Origin of the sequence: Streptomyces chisholmiae, from assembly GCF_031845445.1 — a bacterium.
GTDB lineage: Bacteria > Actinomycetota > Actinomycetes > Streptomycetales > Streptomycetaceae > Streptomyces > Streptomyces chisholmiae.
This window is the reverse complement of the sequence record NZ_JAVREO010000009.1, coordinates 162,157-180,909: the sequence shown is the minus strand read 5'-3', so window position 1 is coordinate 180,909 and position 18,753 is coordinate 162,157. Positions and strand designations below refer to the sequence as shown.

Genomic DNA, 18,753 nt, shown 5'->3' with positions numbered 1-18,753 from the left:
GCCCTTTTCACGCCCGGAGCACCTACGCACGTGTGTAGGTGGGGGGAGACCACACGTGGTCAATCGAAACAAGGCGAAGGGTACGGCGTGGGAGAGCGACGTTCGCGACTATCTGAACGCCGCGCTCGGCCTCGTTGACGACAACGGGAAGTTCCGCGACCCGTACAGCGCGCTGAACGTCCGCCGCCCCGCGCAGGAAGGCGCGGCGGATGTCGGCGATATCCACTGCGTTCCGTTCGTTCTGGAATGCAAGGACGTGGCGCGTCCGTCTGTTCCTTCATTCCTGCGGCAAGCCCATATCGAGGCCCACCACGCCGGATTCCCATACGGTGTCGCCGTGGTGAAGAGACGCCGCGCAAACGTCCGGCACGGCGCGGTTCATTTCAGCGTCCGCACGTGGACCGGAATACGCCTCACGCTTGGCATCACCACAAAGGGAATGTTGGCGTCTTACCAATTCGCGCTTTCGGCACGAGGGCGGGACACGGGGCGCTGGTACTTCACGACGGACCTTGAGGACTTCGCCCGCCTCGTAGCGGACGTGAGGGCAGCGCACTGGCGAATTAAGGGAGGGAATCCGTCCGGATCAGGAAGGGTGGGGAATGCAGTTCGCTGACATCCTGGGCCGGTTCCCCGATCAGGTGGAGCAGTCGGACGGCGGATATCTGGCGACGTGTCCCGCACACCCGGACACCCGCCCGTCGCTGCGTATCTGGTTGGGCGAGAACGGCACGGTACGTATCCACTGCCGGGCCGGGTGTGATCCCGCGGCCGTGGTGTCCGCCGCAGGGCTGAAGTGGGCGGACATGTTCAACGCCGAGGACACCGGGAGCCCAACCGTCCCCGCCGGCCGTCCCGGCCTGGTCGGTCCCGGCCCCGTCGCAGCGCTGCGGGTGTACGTCGATGACGCATCGGTCCGGCTCCAGGACTTCGGCTCGGACACCGCGCAGGACGCCCGGGATTACCTCCGACAGCGCTTCGGCCTCGACCCGGAAGCGGCGGCGGAACTCGTCCTCGGCCTGGACGAGGGCGACGAGGGCGCGGAGAACTCCTTCCCCTACCGCTCCCGCGCATGGGTCAGCTTCCCGCGCCTAGTCGTGCCGTTCGCCGACTTCTCCGGCGTCATCCGGGCCGCGCAGGCCCGGGACCTCACGGGGAAGTCCTCCGCTCGGTGGGTCAGCCTGAGCAACCCCGAGGGCGGACGCTGGGGCTCCTACGGGGTGTTCCGGGGGAACGGCGGACGCGGGGTCATCGTGGTGACCGAGGGACCGTCAGACGCGCTCACAGCGGTTGCGGCCGGGTACACGGCGGTAGCTGTTCGGGGTGCCGCGCTCGCCAGTAACGGCGAGCTGGCGGAGGAGCTGGCGGCCGGCCTCAAAGGGGCGCGGGTGGTGGTGGCCGGTGACCACGACGCGGCGGGAGAAACGTTCACGCTGCGCCTGGCGGCAGCGCTCGCGGCCTCTCGGATCGATGTCTACACGCTCACCATCCCGCAGGCCGGGGACGATCTGACCGACTGGCGGGAGCGGGACCCCGAGCGCTTCCCCGAGCTGCTGCGCGCGGCCGTGGACTCCGCCCAGGCGGTCACGGTCGATGGCATGTCCTACGTGGACACGCGGACCGGCGCACTCATCCCTGGGGACCGCGAAGCACACGAGGCCGTAAGCCTCGTGGCGGACCTGGCCGACCGGTACGGACCCTCCGATGTGCTCAACGCTCACGCGCTGGTCGCGTTCACCAAGGGCACGATCAAGTACGCGCCGGGTCTCGGGTTCTTCTCCTGGAACGGGTCCACCTGGATTCAGTCCGATGCAGTCGTTCGGCAATGGGTGCATCACATGGGGGCCGCGCTCACTGCTGCGGCATCCGACCGGCGCGAGCGAGCCAAGCGCGACAACGGGGGCACGCTGCCGAAGGACTTTGACGACAGGTTGGGGAAGGCTTCCCTCGGCTTCACCATGACACGGAAAATTGACGCGTTGCTGCGAGAGCTGCGAACGATTCCCTCGGTTCTCGTTGACGCCGAGGAATTCGACAAGCGGCCCGATCTGCTGTCGTTCTCCAACGGAGTCGTGGACTTGCGTACCGGCCAGCTCCGCCCACACGACCCGGCAGACATGCTCACGGTTATGATCCCCATTCGGTACGATCCACAGGCCCGCGCCGATCGGTGGGAGAGATTCCTCTCCGAGATCATGCCGACCATGCCGAGTATGCCCGCCTACCTCCGGCGCCTGATCGGCTACGGGATCACCGGGAATACCTCGGAACAATGTTTCTGTATCCTTTGGGGATCGGGCGCGAACGGGAAATCAGTATTCACCGACACCCTGACCGAAGTGTTCAAGGAGATCACGCGGACCACCCCGTTCGCCACCTTCGAAAGCAAGCGCAGCGGCGGAATTCCCAACGACTTGGCCGCACTTCGGGACGCGCGTTTGGTCATGGCCTCCGAGGGGGAAGCGGGCCGCACCATGTCAGAAGCCACCTTGAAACAGGCGACTGGCACGGACAAGATGACCGCTCGCTTCCTGCGCCGGGAGTTCTTCACATTCACCCCGTCGTTCCTGATCCTGCTGGCGACAAATCACCGTCCGGCATTCAAGGGTCAGGACACCGGATTGTGGAGGCGGGTCAAGATGATTCCATTCACGCGGTATTTCGCCGAGAACGAGCGGGATTACGAGCTGGCGGACAAGCTCCTTGAGGAGTCGGCCGGCATCGCGGCATGGGCCGTGCGCGGGGCAATGGAGTGGTACGCAGGCGGCCTGAAGGACCCCACCCCGGTGAAGAACGCAACCCGCGAATACAGGGAAACCTCGGACGCCCTGTCAGGGTTCCTGCCCGGCGTCATCGAGAAGACCGGCGACGACGCCGACCAGCTCCTAGGCAACGAGGCGTTCAGGCTCTATCTCGAATGGTGCGAGGCGGAAAACCTCCCACAGAAAGAGCAATGGAGGCGCACCACCTTCTACCGCGCGTTGGAGGAACGCGGCGTTACGCGCCGAAAGACCAAGCGCGGTATCACGCTGTTCGGTGTCCGCGAGAGCGGGACGACGGCCGCGGCAGCGGGGGGACCGGGAATCTTCGGCCAGCGGTAACCGACCCGGAAGGGTCCACAAGGGGTCACCTACACACGTGCGTAGGTGACCCCTTTTTCCTATGGGGGGAAGCACGTTGCGCACCTATCAGCACGTCATCGCCGGGGACACCATCACCGTTCGCGTTCCCGAGAACGACCACGACCTAGACGAGTTCGACCGGTGGGCCAGCAGTCTGCGCGGGCCCGTCGCACTCGACACCGAAACCAGCGGCCTGGATATCTACTCGCCGCACTTCCGCTTGCGAACCGTGCAGTTCGGCACGGCCCGGGAAGCGTGGGTAATCCACTGGGAGAAGGGCGGTGCCTTTCGCGGCTCCGCGCTGCGGGCACTGCGGAACGCGGAACAACTCCTCATTCACAACGCCCCGTTCGACTGGCTGGTGTTGGATCACCACGCCGGGGTCACGCTGGAAAGCCTGGCCCCGCGCACCCTGGACACCCGGATTCTCTCCGCGCTGATCGATCCGAGGCAGGCCGGAGAAGGCGGGACCGGGCACGCGCTGAAACCGCTCAGCGCCCGATGGGTGGACCCTGCCGCCCCGGACACGCAAGAGGGACTGACCGAAGTCTTCCGCGCGTTCGGCTGGACCAAGGCAACCGGGTGGAGTCGGATCTCCCTCAATCACCCGACCTACAACCTCTACGCCGGTCTGGACACCGTGTTGACCGCGCGCTTGGCGCCCGTTCTCCGCGAGGAGCTGCGCCGCCTCGACGTGCCAGACCAGCTCACCGAGTACGAACACCAGCTGGCCCGCATCTGCGCCCAGATGCAACGGACCGGAATCCTGCTGGACCAGCAGTACACGCGCCAGCTCGTGACCCGCCTCGGCGTCGAGGCCCAGGAGCACGCCGACCGGGCCCGTCGATACGGCGTGGAGTCGGTGAACTCCCCGGCCCAGATCGCCGAGGCCCTGACCGCCATGGGCGAGACGCTGACGGAGCGCACCGGGAACGGCGCCCTCAAGGTGGACAAGCCCGTTCTCCTGGCGCTCGCGGACCTTGACGACGACTGGAACCGCATAGGAGCCCGCACACCGAACCCGCTCGCCGACGCGGTACTCAAGTCCAAGCGGGCCGGGAAATGGCGCCAGACGTACGGCCAGACCTTCCTAGAGACCGTTGACGAGAACTCCCGGGTTCACCCGTCAATCAATGCGCTCCAGGCCCGCACCGGGAGAATGAGCGCGACCCGGCCCGCGCTGCAAACCCTCCCCTCGTCCGACTTCATCATTCGGCGCGCACTCCTCGCCGATGACGGGCAAGTCATGCTGAGTGCCGACTTCAAAGCGGTGGAGCTTCGCGTTCTCGCGGCGCTCGCCGACGTGGTGAAGATGAAGGAGGCCATCAACGCCGGGGCGGATCTCCACGGGTTCACCGCACTCCAGGTATTCGGTCCGAACTACACCGAGGAACAGCGGGATCTCTGCAAATCCATCGGGTTCGGAAAGGTCTACGGCGGCGGGGCACTCGGCATTTCCCGGATGAGCGGCGCCCCCGTGGCTGCTGTGCAACGGGCCATCGACGCCTACGACCGGACCTATCCCGAGGTGCGCCGGGCGTCGAAGCGCTGGCAGCGCGAGGCACGGAACGCCGGGTTCGTCTACGTCTCCCCGACCGGACGGCGCCTCCCCGTGGACCGGGACAAGGTGTACGCGGTCACGAACTACCTGTGTCAGAGCACCGCCAGGGATGTTCTCGGGCAAGCCCTGATCCAGATGGACGAGGACGGGTTGACTCCGCATCTGCGCCTGCCGATTCATGACGAGGTGCTGGCGTCCGTGCCGGCCGCCGCGGCCCCCGAGCTGGCCCACGAGATCGAACGCGCCATGACCTTCCCCATCTGGGGCGTGCCCATGGAGGCGAACGCCAAGATCGGCGGTCGCTCGTGGGGCTCGCTCTACGGCGCTGACCACTGACAGCCCAACACCACCCGTCACTGGGACCACCTACGCACGTGTGTAGGTGGTCCGCCCTGGGCGCATCTCGCCTCCCGAAGGTCACAGAGTGGTCACGGCGTCTCTCGCGCATCCTCCCCGAGAACGAGCCGGAACGACGCCTGCACGTGCCTTCTCACGGGCTGGCCGTCATTCCCGCGAGAACGCCGCTCGAACTCCTCGCCCCGGCCTTCCAGTTCGTACGTTCGGAGGTAAAGCAACGACAAAGAGGCCAAAGCGCTAGCCCCACCGTCCGCGCTCACCCGGACAGGGGCTAACCGATGCTGCGCCGAAAGCGCCGCCTACCTGCCTACATCCGCGTGACGCCGACCAGTTAGCGCCCATGCTCGCTGTGCTCGCCCCGTCCGGGAATCCCTTGCGCTCCCCCCGGGAGTGCAACCGATCCCGACGAGGCGGAGCACTCGTGATTTCCCTCACCGAACAGCAGATCAGCGACGCCAAAAACAACGAGATTTCGGCCGTCACCGCCGTAATCCAGGCCACCGAGGACAACGTAACTAACCTCGCCCGCCGCTACGCACGAACCAATGGAACCCCTGACGACGCGCTTTCCGAGGAGCTGACCCAGATAGGCCGGGTGGCCGTCTGGGAGGCTATAAGGCGCTTTCAGGGAAACGGCGTCGCTAGCTTCATCAGCTACATAGACCGGACCGTGAAGGGCAGCCTCTCCGACGCGCGGAAGCGGGAGACCCGAAAGGGCGTCTCACGCAGCGTCGCGGCGGACTTCGAGCGGGCGCTACGCGCGTCGGGTGGAGACCCGTTCGAGGCCGAACGCGTGGCCACGGACCCGGAAGTCATGGGCGACCGGAGGATGTCCCGGGAGACTGCGTACGCAGCGCGCCTGTCCTGGCAGGGAGTTGACTCCCTGGACGCCGTTGTCACCGACGAGGCCGACAACGAAACCTTCCTGGGGGAGGTGATCCCCGGCGCCCTCCCGATCCCGGGGGACCTGGCCGAGCCCAGCGACCGGGAGAACCGGCGCCGCCGCGCGCTCCGCGAGCGCGTACACGCCACCCTCTCTCAACTCGGTGAACAGCAGCGCGCCGTACTCAAGGGCACGTACGGCATCGCCCCCATGCCCTACTACGGCACACAGAACGACGAGGAGCTAGCGCAGGCCCTCGGGGTGCCACGCGCCCGCATCCGGTCGATACGCGCCCGCGCACACGCCCGATTCGAAACCCTCTGGCTGCGGGGCGCCGACAGCGACGCGTAGGAGCCACGCCAGGGCGCCGGCCGCGGGGCCGTCATCCGCCAGCTCCTCCACGGGAACCGCCCGCCGAGATGCTTCGGGGGCGGTCCCCCTCCCCTCGCGGGCGTGACACCCTCATATGAGGGTGTCACTTGCCAAATCGAGCGGCCCGTGGGACCCTTAACGGGTTGCTTCAAGCAGCGCAAGGAAAGGTCCGGCAACGGGCCGGACCGCCTTGATAAATGAACAGAGGTTACCCGATGGAGTATCACCTCCAGGTTTGCGACACCGAACGCAGCCTGGGTCACCGGGTCGTCAGTCTCCACCGCGACAAGATCACGGCGGAAGACCTCGCCGAGATCGCTCAGGACATGGACCGCGCATACGAAATCCAGCTGGATGAGGGCGTTGTCTATGAGCTTCGAATGTGGGACGGCGACGAGGCGTTCTGGACGGGGCACTTCCTCTACCTGAAAGGGGAGCTGCACGCCGCCGAAACGCTCGGCACCGAATTCCCCGTGGGGCCGACACCCGAGGAAGCACCCGACGAGGAGGGGCAGCCTGACACGTCGGTGCTGGTGAATCTGGAAATCATCGACAACGACCAACAAGTCAAGGTGATAGAAAGGAACACGGTCCATGTCGGTAGCGTCTTCTCAGTCCCTATGGCCGAGATAGCCGAACGCTGGCATGACACTTCGGTCATCAAGCTGGCCGAGGGAACCCGCTATCAGCTCGTGGTCAAGGTCAACGGCGAGGTGCTGTACGGCATGTACTACACGCGCCGAAACGGAAAGCTCCAGGCTGGATGAGAGAAGCCCCCGGCAACCCAAATTTGCCGGGGGCTTCCCCCCGCAGGGTAGCCCACCGAGCACCACCCCAGGTACCACGCGACCGACCGGAAGGAACCGCATGGGTCCGCGCTGCGACGGACAGATCAGGAAGTCGTACGGCACCTTCGGGTGCAGCTACGACGCGGTGTGGAACGTCGGCCAGCCCGGCCGGATCGCCACGACAACCGCGTGTGCCCACCACCTCCACCAAGTGATCAAGGACCTACAGAAGGCGCTGAGCTGGACGGAGTTCGTCATAACTCCTGTCAGTTCCTCCACATAGGTACCGAAACACCCAAAGAGCCACCTACACACGTGCGTAGGTGGCTCTTTGGCATGTTCTGAGGGAAATTCACGGCACCCACATATGTGGCCTTTCTATGCCTAAGTCATATGCCGTACAAAGTTCGAGTCGGTACGGTTGGGGGTGGAGTCCTAATCGGGGCCCAGGTCACGGGGGTGACTAAAGGTGGCCACAAGCCCAACCCGGAACGCACCAACTGTCCTGATTCGAACGGAGGTGTACCTTCATGATGACGAGGAGGGCCGCTGGGTGTGGCAATCAGCCGCGCCACTCCTCCCCGATGCCAGGGAGTACGTGTACTCCGAAGAGGAACTAGACCGCACCATCAACGTCTACGGGCGGCTCGTGGCGCGCATCTTCCAGCGCTCTGCGCGCGTCCAGCGGTTCCGTGTCCAAGTGCACGGGGTAGCCTGCGGTATCAGCAGCAACCTGCTGGGCGTCTTCGAGTGGAAACGATCCGCAGAGACAGACCGACTGATCCCGGCGCAAGAACCAACGCTTCTCTGGACAGAGAACGTGAAGCTTCTGGCGTCTTGCGGTTGACCTAAGCAGCCGGTGCGGGGCCAGCAGCCCGCGGCCGGCCTGGTTCGGCAAGGCATACGTAGCCGGAGAGCCCGCTACCCCTTATCAGGTAGCGGGCTCTCGGCCGAACGGGGGCAGGGGGGATGAGTCAGGATGGGAACTCGTCTCGCTGGACAGCAGCGACGAACGATGACCAACCGTTCGCCGAGAAAGAAAGCATTGGGCCGCGCTGGTCCTTTGAATCGCGTACGGCTCGGTTAACATCAGAAAGCTTCGCGACCTCCACGCAGTTCCCGTTGTTGCCAGAGTATGAGGACCTGGCCCATACCAGGGCCCCGGGGGAGTGTGGAGAATTGTTGTACTTCACGGCTACACCATCTCTTCTAGGGCCTTGTTGATCAAGGTCCGGGACCTTTCCACGTCCGAGGCCGCCACGTTGAGGCGACGAAACAGCGTCTTGTACCTCTCAGTGTCGGATTCCTCCTCGTAGTACACGGTGCCCGCCGTGGATTCCGTGTACGCCACTGGCGATTCAATGGCCGTGGGGAAGCTCATGATGACGAACGGCCCGAACAGGCAAGCGTTCATCGGGTTATCGCGGGGAAGAATTTGAAGCTCAATGTTTGTTTCTTGACTCGCCTCAAGCAAGAATTGGAGCTGATCCTTCACAACCTGCGGACTGCCAACACGGTGATACAGTATCGATTCGGAAAGAATCACCCACAACTGAAGCGGCTTCGCGCGCTGAAGAACCTTGCGCCTTTCCTCGCACACCTTCAGTTGAATTTCCATATGCTCGGGTGGGGACTCAGGATCTTGGAGTCGAATGACAGCCTTCGTGTAATCCGGAGTCTGTAGAAGCCCCGGGATAAGATGCGTCTCTACGTTGTAGATCTCCGACGCATCCCATTCAACGGCTACGTATGCAGCGTAGGCCGAGTCAACCAAGTTGGTATAACGGGTCCACCAACCCTTTTGACGCGCTTCCCTGGAAACCTTTTCGATCTCCGCGCGCTTCTCGGGGTCTGTCACCCCATACGCGTCCAGTAGTAGCCGCAGGTCAACGAGCCGGATTCCGGACTGGGCGTTTTCGAGCCGCGTCATCTTGGATTCCGCGCAGGCAAGAACCCTCGCAGCGTCCGAATGCTTCAACCCGGCTGCGATCCGAAGGTCACGGAGAGTGCGCCCCAACCGACGCTGCCGGATGGTCGGGTTGTTGCTGCTGATGGGCACCGCGCCGCCTCCTCGTTCTTCACCTCTGGCCAGTTTGCCCGCTCCCGAGAGTGACGGCAACGGTCATGGAACCCATCCAAGGTAGGGACTTGACACCTTGGTGGTTCCAAGGTGCATGGTATCCACAGTGGTTGCGGCGGTACCCGACTCACCAGCCCCACAAGGTTGCTGACGCCACGTCACGCGGAGGGGTCGGACCAGAGGGAGCCCAGATGGACGACGAACGGCGGGTGCAGGCCCGCTACCCGAGACACCAAGCAAACGTCAAGGCCGCTCGCTCACTTGCACGACAAGTCGCAAGGGAGTGGGGGCTGGACCAGCTCGCGCACGATCTGACACTGGTCGTCTCCGAGCTGGTGACCAACGCGATCGTGCATGGCAAGACCGCCCAGGGGCGGGAAGTCCTCCTGACCTTCGACCTCACTCCGTTCCACCTCCGGGTCGAAGTGCGGGACAGCGGCGACGGTTGCCCGCGCAGGCAGGGCGGTGGCGTCAATGGCGACAGCGAGACAGGGCGGGGACTCGACGTGGTCGAAGCAATCACGTCCAGGTGGGGCGTCGCAGAGCGCGTCATCGGTAAGACCGTTTGGGCTGAACTGGCGCTCAACCCGGAGGAGTTGCAGTCCTACGGTGAAGGGGTGTGCTTGTGACGGCTAGACGAGTCTTACCGCTTCGGACCCTTGCTAGGCGCGGGTTACGTGGACTGCGCGGCCTACAGCAAGAGTTCGGTGCGCAGACCGCCCCCGCGGCGGCATGGCGTGAAGGTCAAGCTCGGGACAAGGACGCGGCGGAGGGATCGTCCGCGCCAGCCCAAGTCGAGGACTTCACTGGTCTGCTCTGTGAGGCAACGGCCTGGACCATAGGCGCCGACGACGGAGCAGTGTTCCTCGGCGGGTACTGGGCAGATACGCCTGTCCAGGCCGTTGCGTGGCTCCGTGGTCAGGCACGCCGGTTCGCGCGGGGGCTCGATCCTCAGCCTGACGAAGAGTGGACGAGGGACCCGCGCAATCCCGAGGGTCGGAACATTGTTCGACTGCCCGACCTACTTCCCGATGACTTTCCCGACCCCGGTCAGGTGCTACGGGAGTGGTACGCAGACCGGGAAGCGTGCGCCACGACGGAGCGCGAACTGGCGGACGGCAACGAGCCGTTCGTGCTGCCGTTCCGGGACTACACGACCTTCTACACCCTGACCGCCCGCCTCGTGACGGTTTCGTTCCCGAGCGCAGGGGCGTTATCCGACGCTGCTGGTAACGCAGCGTAACCATACTCCGTCCCCCGACCGGTTGATGCCGGTTTCCCCCAGCCAGGCGCCCAGTCGGGGGGCGGACGCCAGAGAACTCCCTCCCCGACCGGTGTGCATGGGTTAAGGCGCCACGTCGGGGCGGGGTGCCGTAGGACCAGAACTAGGGAAAGGCAACATGGCACACAAGGACATCGACCCCAAGAATCCGCCTCGCCGGCGCATCGGCGTTCTGACCCTCGTCCAGGACGAGCGGGACCGGGTTCTGTTGGTGAAGCCGACGTACGACAACAAGAAGTGGCAGCTTCCCGGCGGGGCTGCGCACGAGGGGGAGCCCATCGAAGCGGCCGGCGAGCGGGAGTTGCGGGAGGAGACGGGCCTGGACCTGCGTCTGACGCACTTCCTTGCCCTGGACCACGTGCCCGCCAACGCGGAGACCGGTGCGAAGGAAGGGTTCAACGTCGTGCTTGACGGCGGCGTTCTCGGCGACGAGGAGGCCGAAGCCGTGGCTGTGCCCTCCGCGGCCGCAGGGGAGTTGTCCGGGTGCGCGTGGGTGCACCCGGAGGACTTGGAGAAGTTCGCCGCTCCCTATCAGGTCCGCCGCATCCGACAGGCCCTTGAGTCCGTCAAGAACGAGGTGTCGCTTCCCCTGCTGGTGCGGGGCGAACGCCGCGCCGCACGTACCTGAAAGCTCCTACACACGTGTGTAGGTGATCGCTCCGGGACTGATGTGGTCTGGAGCGACAGGCGGTCACAGACGTGGCCCGATGAATCGGTCCGCCGCGTTTGCGCCCTTGCGGGGGCAGGTACCGCCGGAGAACAGTTGTCATGAGTAACCGCTGGTGATGACTGATGGTGTGCCGGACGAATTTCGAAGGAGATCAAGAGTGACGAATGTGGCCAGTCCCGGTGCTCTTCTGGAGCGGCAGGACACCCCCGACCTGCTGGTAGTGGACAACTCCGACCTGTCGGAGGACAGCGCCGAGTTGCTGGTGGCGGTGGAGAAGCTGTCGGGCGTTCACGACCGTTTCGACGCCACCATGTCCGACCCGCCCACCGACGCCACCGGAGACGCTCCGTGGCCGGAGGGCGACACCGCCTTCCCCGCGTAACGCAATTCGGCCAGAGCGTTTCAGGTGGGCTTGGGGCCCCTTGAGAAGGAGTCCTAAGAACCAACTGTCACCGTAACTGGGATGGGGCCGCGCATCGAACTTCCTGCGCGGCCCCATTCCTCGCACCTCCGATAGGGAAACGAAGAGGAGAGATACAAGCCATGAATCATCGCTTGGTCACCGGGATCTCGGGCGCGCTCGGATGGGACAACGGCCCCCGCCTCGGCAAGGAATTCACTCGGGGAACTCTCCCTGACGTGTCAATAGCTGAGCGAGTGCTTACCCCCACACGGTTACTCGACATGGTGATGAGGCGTAGTCTCGCGAACCCGCAGTTCCGTATTTTCCGCAACGGGGCGGAGCTGCATCCCGATGCGTACTTGAATCGGGACGTGACGAGCCGGGGGCAGGCCGTCTCCATGGTGAACATGCGCCGCGTCAAGGGTCATCTTGATGACGGCGCTACCATGATCTTGGACCGGGCTAACGTCTTTGATCCGACGCTGGAAGTCATCTGCCGTGCTATTCAGTGGTGGTCCGGTGAACGGGTCACGGTGAACATCTACCTGACCACGAACGACAGCGCGGGCTTTGGGCTGCATTGGGATGACCATAACGTCATCGCTATACAACTGTCGGGCGAGAAGGAATGGGAGGTGCGCGGCGCCTCCCGGACAGCACCCATGTACCGGGATGCCGCGCGAAATGACACGCCCAGCCAGGATGTCATTTGGTCCGGCATCACTCGCCCGGGAGACGTATTGCATATCCCGCGCGGACACTGGCATCAGGCCGGCCGCAGCGGGTTGGGGGTTGGGCACAGCCTCCATATGACTATCGGGTTCACCAATCCCACCGGAGTTGGCTGGTTGGCTTGGCTAGCAGATTGGTCCCGTGAGGACGAGGTGTTCCGGCATGACTTGGACGTGGTGCAGGATCTGGAACAGCAAGTGGAGCAAATCAGAAAGCTGAGCCATGCGACCAGCCGCCTCGTTGCTTTCCACAGCCCAAAGCAATTCCTTGCCAAGCGGCTGCGGGACGTTGCATCAACTCGCCACGTTCCGTTCACGGACCTGTTCGGGCCGCTCGATGACGTCGTGTGCGTGACCGAGTTCCCGCCTCGTATCGACGAGCGCGGGGAACAGGTGGAAGTCGTCGCTTCCGGAAAGAAGTTGACCTTCGCAGCCAAGGCCCTGCCCGCGCTGCGGCTCCTGTTGAGCGGCTGTCCGGTGAACCTGGACCAAGCGGCGGGCGTGGTCGGCGCTTTGGTCAAGCGGGTGGCGGAGATCCTGACGGAGGAAGAACTATGCGCGAGTCTCACCCCCGAGTTGTCCTCGGGTTACACCGGTCTCGTTACCAACGCCACTCACTAGCTGCGGCGCTCGACATGGGCATTAGGGCGATCGATACCGCGTTCAACTACCACGGTTTCGCCGCTCACCAGACGCTAGGGCGATTCCGCGATCTCTTGCCCGAGTTCAGTGTGTCCACCAAGGTCGGCTACTTCCCCGGGACAACGAGGGCTGTTCACTCGCTCGCCCCGGGCCAACTGCGACACGCACTGGAGCAGACGAACCGAGACCTTGGGCGACCGCCGAACCTTGTCTTCCTTCACAACCCTGAGCACACGTTGTCGCGGCTCAGTCCTGAAGTGGCACGGGAGCACTTGACGAGCGCCTGCGAGGTGCTGGTGAATGCTGTTCAAGCTGGGTTGTGCGACGCCTGGGGAGTCGCCTCGTGGCGTCCGGGGCCGCTCGTGGGCCTCATTGACGGCGACACCCCGAGACCTGATGTACTCATGGTCCGTTCGGGATTGCTGGTCGCCATCGACACCTTGGAAGCTTCCGAATCCCTGGCCACGCGGTGGCGCCTTCCCGCCGCCGCGGTTTGGGGTATGAGCCCATTCGGAGGCAAAGCCACCGACCCGATATGGGACAAGATCAACCCCAGGCTTTTCCTCCGCAGCGATTCCCGTCGTACCTGTTCGCCCATTCAAGCGGCATTCCGGGCAGCGTACTACTTGCCACGTGTCGGTTCCCTAGCGGTGGGTTCTGACGATCCCGCCCACCTCCGGGAGTTGCTGGCCTCCCTCGGGGCCGAGGTGGACGGGGATACCGTCACGAGGTATCGAACTCTGCTGGGGCGTCAGCGCAGCGGTTCCAACTCGCCAAGTAGCCGAAGTGCTTCGGCTCGAACCGGTGCCCCTTCATCGACATAGGGGACGAGCTTCGAGCAGTAGAACAGCGACATCAGCTTGCCGGTTCGGCTCCCGAGATCGTCCCTCCGTTCGTGCCGGACTCGCTCGGCGACTTCCGGGACATCGAGGGAGCTGACCAGCAACCTCGCAGCATCCAGCCCACGCGGAGCCATTCCCCAGTCCTCCCAGTCCAAGATGTAGCACTCCGGTGTGGTCAGATTGGCCCAGCTCAGGTCAGCGTGTGCCGTTGCCCACTCGTCCAAGCTGACGTCAATCGTTGCCTCAGGGAATGCCTTCTGAATGACTTCGGTCACGACAGACCGCGAGATAGTGTCCGTGTCCGGTGTTGCCACGCGGGTAGTCGTCTGTTCGGCCAGGGCATCCAGAGATGCGGTCAACGTCGCCCACCATGTGTCAGACAACTCTGCCCGGTCGGCGGGCTTCACGGGTGGGGCGCTGATCAGTTCGGTTTCGTCGGCCCGCCACATCGCGGCGTCCTCCGGGTCCGTCCAGGCCGCGCCCGCCAACCACTGCGGCATGGCGATTCCGCGTAGCGTCGCCGCACACTCCACGCCGTTCCATCCTTGCCCGCCGATTCGCTCCCGGGGGCGCCGTTCGACCCGCACCCACGTCCCCCGGTCTGTACGGGCCCCGATTGACCGGCGCTTGCGAACCTCGGTGCTTCTATCCAACTTCACCCCAAGAGACCGTTCAACCCGGTCGAACACCGAACCAAGTGACTCAGTGCGCAAGTCAACGGTCGCAGCAGCGGACGTAGGCATACCGAACTCCTCGGGGGGGATCTCTGGGGGGGGGGCGTTACCAGTATGGGGGAAGCCGACCACTCCGCGTGTCCTCCCCCAAGCCACCATAAACACCATGGGTAGCGTCGTCGATACGCACAGTGGCACAGCCCTCGGTGATGCCAGGTCGGCCGTAAGCTGGGCTGTCATGAGCAGGGACGCCAACGACAAGCGCAAGGAGTGCACCGGGTGCCAGAAGGTCAAGCCCCTGGCTGACTTCCCCATGCGCACGACGCGTGGTGTTAAGCGCCCCTCTCGGCGCTGTGCTGCCTGCCTCCGCGAAGCTGCCCGCGAACGCCAGCGGCGATATCGAACGGAGAACGCAGCGCAGGTCCGGGAGACCCGCCGGGAAGCAAAGCGCCGCTACGGTGCGGTGCGCCTGGGAGTCAGCCCAGATCGCGCCGAGGAACTGCGCGCGGGGTCTTGCGGCATCTGTAGAAGGTCCCCAGAGGAGGGGTGTCAGCTCTACGCGGACCCGGAGACCGGCGCCGTTCTCGGCGCTCTCTGCCCCACGTGCCTGCGGGGCTTGGCCATGCTCGGAGGGACCCAGGAGCGCGTCAGGGCGGCTCTCGCGTTCGTCCAGTCCGGGACGGACCTCCGGGACGCGATAGACCCGCAGGCCGTCACACAGGACCGCTGAGCTTTCCGTGTCCGAACGGCGAGGGCCGGAGACTGCGCGCGCTCGGTGGCGGGCGGAATGGGCGTTCACAACGCCGTCCGGGGTGACAGCGGGCGAAGCTCACGGGGATCACTTCCCCGACGTGCACACCGCTGTTCTCGGTGCCGCGTGGCTGTCGCGGGAAGAGGATGGCTCGCCGGGGACCGAGATGGACAACGGGACGGCCCTACTGGTCGGGAGCCTCCACGCCGAAGCGGAGGAGACCGCCCGCACGAACGGTGAGTGGCGCCTCCTGACGCCGGACCGTTGGGCAGACGTGCTGATCCTCTTCACGCCATGAGGAGAGCCAGACAGGGCCGCTGACCTGCCTGTATCCTCAGAGGTGCAAGTTCGGCGTGTCTGGAGTGTCGAAGAAGTTGATCCCCGCCTCCACCGCCTGCCGGATCAACGGCCGGCTGGCCTCCTCGTCCAACGACCAGGGATGCGCGCCCCGGTCCGGCACGCCGAAGCTCATACAGCCGAGGCAGACCGCCGAGACCTCAAGCCCGGTGGCGCCGAGTCGCGTGTACCGCATGTCCCAACCTCCGTCGCAGCTCCACCCGTCGAACCGTCACCGATGGTAGTCGCCAGCACTGACATCCGAACCGCCGAACGCGGCACCGAGGCCGGCCCGGACGTCCCGGAGCAGGGTCGGGTACGCCTCCCCGTAGGTGTGGACGGCGTCCCGCACCGCGAGCAGGGCCGCCGTCAGCGGCTCCGCCCCGCCCGCGTGCACCACCGCCGGCAACGCCATGTGGGGTGCCGAGACGCGGACCGGGCCCGGCGGCCCGGACGCCACGGCACGCGGCTCGGCGCTGACCCACGCGACGAACGGCCGCTGTGCGTGGAGCCGTTGGACCCGCCGGCCGACGGGCGCGGGGTGGACAGGGCGCGGCGGCTCGACCGCGAGCCCGACCGTCCGGTCCGGGACCCGCGGATCGTCGCGCAGCGCCCGGAACGCGCTGTCGGAGTCCTCGAAGGGCGGCGGCAGCGGTCTCCCCTCGGCGAGCGCCGCGAGGGCGGGCGCGACCCAGTCGAGAGCGGCGATGCCGGCCGCCCGGCAGGCGTGCTCGGCGGCCAGCACGGCCACCCGACGCTGCGCCTCGGGCCCGGCGGCGTCCAGCGCGTGCACCAACTCGGCGTCAAAGCCCAGCAGGCCCCGCGCTGCACCCTCGGCCTGCCGCAGGGTCTCGGACGGTAACCGCCCGCCCCACTGCCAGCGTTCGTGCGCCAACCGTTGCTCCCGCGCGGCGCGTTCGCGGGCCGCGCGGGCCCGACGCGCGCGCTCGGCGCGCTCGGCGGCGGTGGGTGGCGGGGGCAACTCGCTGGCGGCCCGGTGCCAGGAGGCGGCCGCCGACGAGGTCTGCCGCAGGATCCGGTCCGGCGCCGGCAGGGCGGGCCAGAACTGGAGGAGATAGCGGTCCACCGCCGCCCCGGCCACCCGGGTGTCCAACGCCTGCCCCCGGTCCATCCCCGACGCGCAGTACCGCACCCGGTAGTCGGCCGCCACCAGACCCAGCGGCCACGCTCCCCCGCCGCCCCACTCCGTCAAACGCGCATCGGCCGCGCGCGGCCGGTAGGACACCTCCACCGCCTCTTCCCACCCCGCGTCCAACGCGGGAGCCCGGCCGTGCACCTCGATGGTGAAGCCGACGGCGCCGGAGTGCAACCCGGTGACCAGGTAGAGGAATCCGGGCACGGCCGCGCCGCACAGTCCCGCGGTCTGGCCGGCGAAGGCCGCGTTGAGGTCGGATATGTCGTCGTGCCCGCTCACCACGTAGATCTGGTGGTAGGCGACCCGTACCTCACCGTCAACCGGCCTTCGCACCATGCCACTTCCCCCGAGCTGTCCGCGAGTTGCTCAGCAACGACCGCATCAGGCTAGGCGGGACCACTGACAGTCGGCGTCAGGCAGACCGGTCGTGCTTGTGCAGGGCAGCGCTCGCCCGGAAGCGGAGGCGCCCGCACCGGTCGTGCGCGTGCTGCGGCGCGTCTGCCGGACAGCAGCAGTGCTGTGCCAGCCAGCGGAGGTCCTCCGGTGCGAGCCAGAGTGCTATGCGGCCCCGGGCGGCTTCCCCGCTTGGGTTCGTGGGAACGACATCGGTCACGCGCGCCAGCCCAGAGGACGTGGAAGCACGCATGGCGCGGCCCCGGTTGAGAGGGCGAGCGTCAGCGGGCGTCATCGCGGACGGTGTCGAGGAAAGCCGACCACTCGGCGCGCGGGAAGCACAACGCCGGCCCCGCCGGGTCCTTGCTGTCCCGCACCGGCACGCCCTCGGCGCCGGCCACCCCGACCGTCACGCACTGACCGCCGTCCGACCCGCTGTAGGGAGAGGTGATCCACGTGACGTCCGTCAGGTCCGCCGCTCGGCGCATGAGCTGAACTCCTTACACGAGGTGTTGACAAGGGTGACGGCATCGCCGAGCCGAGAAGGGGCGGGCCGGGCGGCGGTCGTCGGGTGACGTCTGGGCCCCGCCAGGGCCGGCGGCCCTGGCGGGGTGGGGTGGGGCGGGTCAGTCGGCCGTGGGCAGGTCGTCGAGGACGCCGGTCAGGGCCGGGTACCAGGCGTCGGCCATCTTGCGCCAGCCGGCCTCGTTGGGGTGGACGCCGTCGCCGGTGTCGGTGGCGGTGTCGAAGCCGGTCCACAGGTCGACGACGGTCAGCGGGGACTCGGGCGTGCTGAGCCCGGCCGCCCAGTCGGGGATGGCGGCGTTGAGGTCCACCACCCGGTCGTAGCACTCGGCGCAGCCGGCCGGGGTCATCGGCAGGATCTGCGCGACGAGCACCCGGACGTCCGGGTTGGCGTCCCGCATCTGGCCGACCAGCGTGCTGTAGGCGTCCAGCAGCGTGGTGGTGGGGACGGCGCTCCAGACGTCGTTGGTGCCCAGCGTCATCATGACCACGTCCGGGTCGGCGCTGGCCAGCCAGCCGGGGAGCTGGTTGTCCCGCACGATGCCGGTGGTGAGGATGCCGCCGTGGCCCTCGTGTTCGCCGTCGAAGGGGAAGCCGCAGCCGTCGGGGCTGCGGGAGCCGACGAAGTCGACGTTGTCGGCGTAGCCGGCGGTGTCGAGGTCCTGCCAGAGCAGGGCGCGCCAACAGCCGGGTGAGCCGGTGATGGAGTCGCCGAGCGCCATGATCCTGGTGGGTTCGGCGGCCGGCTCGGCCGGTGCCTCGGCGGCGCGCGCCGGCGCGGTGGTCAGGGTCAGCAACACCGCGCAGACCAGCGCGAACAGCGCGGTGAGGGAGAGCAACCGGCGGCTGGGCCGGGTGGGTTGGGTCAGGACGGATCTGTCCATCGGGGCCTGCTCCAGGGTAGGGCTGAGGAACCTCCGGCGCGCGGTGCGTCCCGTGACGCCGCGCTCAGCCCCCTCCGGTGGCCGCCCTCATTGTCCCGCCGGCCCGATGGCGGCTCAACGGGGCGAACCGGACAGCGCGTCGCCGGGCGGCGCCGCGCGTGATTCAGCTCTCATTCGGGCGTGGCCGGCGTTCCGGTGTCACACGGCCCCGGCGCCGCCCGTCCTGGTGGGCGCGAGCACCCGGGCGTGCACGCCACGGCGCACGCGCCGGGCCGCGCTCCCCGGGTGGCACGACCAGGCA

General features: G+C 66.5%; 19 protein-coding genes and 1 pseudogene. 13 read left to right on the top strand and 7 right to left on the bottom strand.

All coding sequences use genetic code 11. From position 1 onward, the window contains the following. Positions 1-55: 55 nt before the first annotated feature. The 7 genes from RM844_RS16925 to RM844_RS16895 all read left to right on the top strand — a co-directional run bounded on the left by RM844_RS16925 (position 56) and on the right by RM844_RS16895 (position 7,930). Positions 56-616: a hypothetical protein gene (locus tag RM844_RS16925; RefSeq protein ID WP_311668048.1), complete on the top strand. Its 561-nt coding sequence runs from the start codon at positions 56-58 to the stop codon at positions 614-616. Then, positions 603-3,101, top strand: coding sequence for a phage/plasmid primase, P4 family (locus RM844_RS16920; RefSeq protein WP_311668047.1), 2,499 nt, complete (start codon positions 603-605; stop codon positions 3,099-3,101). The genes RM844_RS16925 and RM844_RS16920 overlap by 14 nt, the downstream gene beginning before the upstream one ends. Before the next feature lie 76 nt (positions 3,102-3,177). Then, positions 3,178-5,019 carry a DNA polymerase gene (locus RM844_RS16915; RefSeq protein ID WP_311668046.1) on the top strand — a complete coding sequence of 614 codons (1,842 nt, stop codon included), beginning with the start codon at positions 3,178-3,180 and terminating at the stop codon, positions 5,017-5,019. A gap of 442 nt (positions 5,020-5,461) precedes the next feature. Further along, the gene (locus RM844_RS16910; protein ID WP_311668044.1) at positions 5,462-6,274 is read left to right on the top strand and encodes a sigma-70 family RNA polymerase sigma factor; all 813 of its coding nucleotides are present in this window, start codon (positions 5,462-5,464) and stop codon (positions 6,272-6,274) included. 236 nt (positions 6,275-6,510) lie between these two features. After that, positions 6,511-7,062, top strand: coding sequence for a hypothetical protein (locus RM844_RS16905; RefSeq protein WP_311668043.1), 552 nt, complete (start codon positions 6,511-6,513; stop codon positions 7,060-7,062). A gap of 100 nt (positions 7,063-7,162) precedes the next feature. Continuing rightward, on the top strand, positions 7,163-7,366 hold the full coding sequence (locus tag RM844_RS16900; RefSeq protein ID WP_311668042.1) for a hypothetical protein: 204 nt from the start codon (positions 7,163-7,165) through the stop codon (positions 7,364-7,366). A gap of 186 nt (positions 7,367-7,552) precedes the next feature. Further along, positions 7,553-7,930 (top strand): hypothetical protein, encoded by a 378-nt coding sequence (locus tag RM844_RS16895; RefSeq protein ID WP_311668041.1) that lies wholly within the window; start codon positions 7,553-7,555, stop codon positions 7,928-7,930. Between the two features lie 127 nt (positions 7,931-8,057). On the opposite strand, the gene RM844_RS16890 is transcribed toward RM844_RS16895, so the two are convergent. Continuing rightward, the gene (locus RM844_RS16890; protein WP_311668040.1) at positions 8,058-8,276 is read right to left on the bottom strand and encodes a DUF397 domain-containing protein; all 219 of its coding nucleotides are present in this window, start codon (positions 8,274-8,276) and stop codon (positions 8,058-8,060) included. A 2-nt stretch (positions 8,277-8,278) separates the two neighbouring features. After that, positions 8,279-9,142: a helix-turn-helix domain-containing protein gene (locus tag RM844_RS16885; RefSeq protein WP_311668038.1), complete on the bottom strand. Its 864-nt coding sequence runs from the start codon at positions 9,140-9,142 to the stop codon at positions 8,279-8,281. A 212-nt stretch (positions 9,143-9,354) separates the two neighbouring features. Here RM844_RS16885 and RM844_RS16880 point away from each other — a divergent pair, with 212 nt between their 5' ends. From RM844_RS16880 to RM844_RS16860, 5 genes are all read left to right on the top strand, one after another. Beyond that, a complete protein-coding gene (locus tag RM844_RS16880) occupies positions 9,355-9,792 on the top strand; it encodes an ATP-binding protein (RefSeq protein ID WP_311668037.1) in 438 nt (145 codons plus the stop codon). Positions 9,793-10,563: 771 nt separating this feature from the next. Then, the gene (locus tag RM844_RS16875) at positions 10,564-11,073 is read left to right on the top strand and encodes an NUDIX domain-containing protein (protein WP_311668035.1); all 510 of its coding nucleotides are present in this window, start codon (positions 10,564-10,566) and stop codon (positions 11,071-11,073) included. 199 nt (positions 11,074-11,272) lie between these two features. Next, on the top strand, positions 11,273-11,497 hold the full coding sequence (locus RM844_RS16870; protein WP_311668034.1) for a hypothetical protein: 225 nt from the start codon (positions 11,273-11,275) through the stop codon (positions 11,495-11,497). Positions 11,498-11,658: 161 nt separating this feature from the next. Then, positions 11,659-12,870 carry a JmjC domain-containing protein gene (locus RM844_RS16865; RefSeq protein ID WP_311668033.1) on the top strand — a complete coding sequence of 404 codons (1,212 nt, stop codon included), beginning with the start codon at positions 11,659-11,661 and terminating at the stop codon, positions 12,868-12,870. Next, a complete protein-coding gene (locus tag RM844_RS16860; protein WP_311668032.1) occupies positions 12,804-13,715 on the top strand; it encodes an aldo/keto reductase in 912 nt (303 codons plus the stop codon). The genes RM844_RS16865 and RM844_RS16860 overlap by 67 nt, the downstream gene beginning before the upstream one ends. On the opposite strand, the gene RM844_RS16855 is transcribed toward RM844_RS16860, so the two are convergent. Continuing rightward, positions 13,643-14,476: a hypothetical protein gene (locus RM844_RS16855; RefSeq protein WP_394814527.1), complete on the bottom strand. Its 834-nt coding sequence runs from the start codon at positions 14,474-14,476 to the stop codon at positions 13,643-13,645. The genes RM844_RS16860 and RM844_RS16855 overlap by 73 nt on opposite strands. Positions 14,477-14,573: 97 nt before the next feature. Here RM844_RS16855 and RM844_RS16850 point away from each other — a divergent pair, with 97 nt between their 5' ends. Beyond that, positions 14,574-15,137: a hypothetical protein gene (locus tag RM844_RS16850; protein WP_311668030.1), complete on the top strand. Its 564-nt coding sequence runs from the start codon at positions 14,574-14,576 to the stop codon at positions 15,135-15,137. 382 nt (positions 15,138-15,519) lie between these two features. On the opposite strand, the pseudogene RM844_RS16845 reads toward RM844_RS16850, so the two are convergent. The 4 genes and pseudogenes from RM844_RS16845 to RM844_RS16830 all read right to left on the bottom strand — a co-directional run. Further along, a pseudogene (locus tag RM844_RS16845) lies at positions 15,520-15,690 on the bottom strand (aldo/keto reductase); the annotation flags it as partial. Between the two features lie 36 nt (positions 15,691-15,726). Then, positions 15,727-16,986, bottom strand: a complete 1,260-nt coding sequence (locus RM844_RS16840) for a hypothetical protein (protein ID WP_311668029.1) — start codon at positions 16,984-16,986, stop codon at positions 15,727-15,729. A 338-nt stretch (positions 16,987-17,324) separates the two neighbouring features. Continuing rightward, complete coding sequence (locus RM844_RS16835; protein ID WP_311668028.1) at positions 17,325-17,531, bottom strand: DUF397 domain-containing protein; 207 nt, start codon at positions 17,529-17,531, stop codon at positions 17,325-17,327. 138 nt (positions 17,532-17,669) lie between these two features. Next, positions 17,670-18,452 (bottom strand): SGNH/GDSL hydrolase family protein, encoded by a 783-nt coding sequence (locus RM844_RS16830; protein ID WP_311668027.1) that lies wholly within the window; start codon positions 18,450-18,452, stop codon positions 17,670-17,672. Positions 18,453-18,753: the final 301 nt, after the last annotated feature.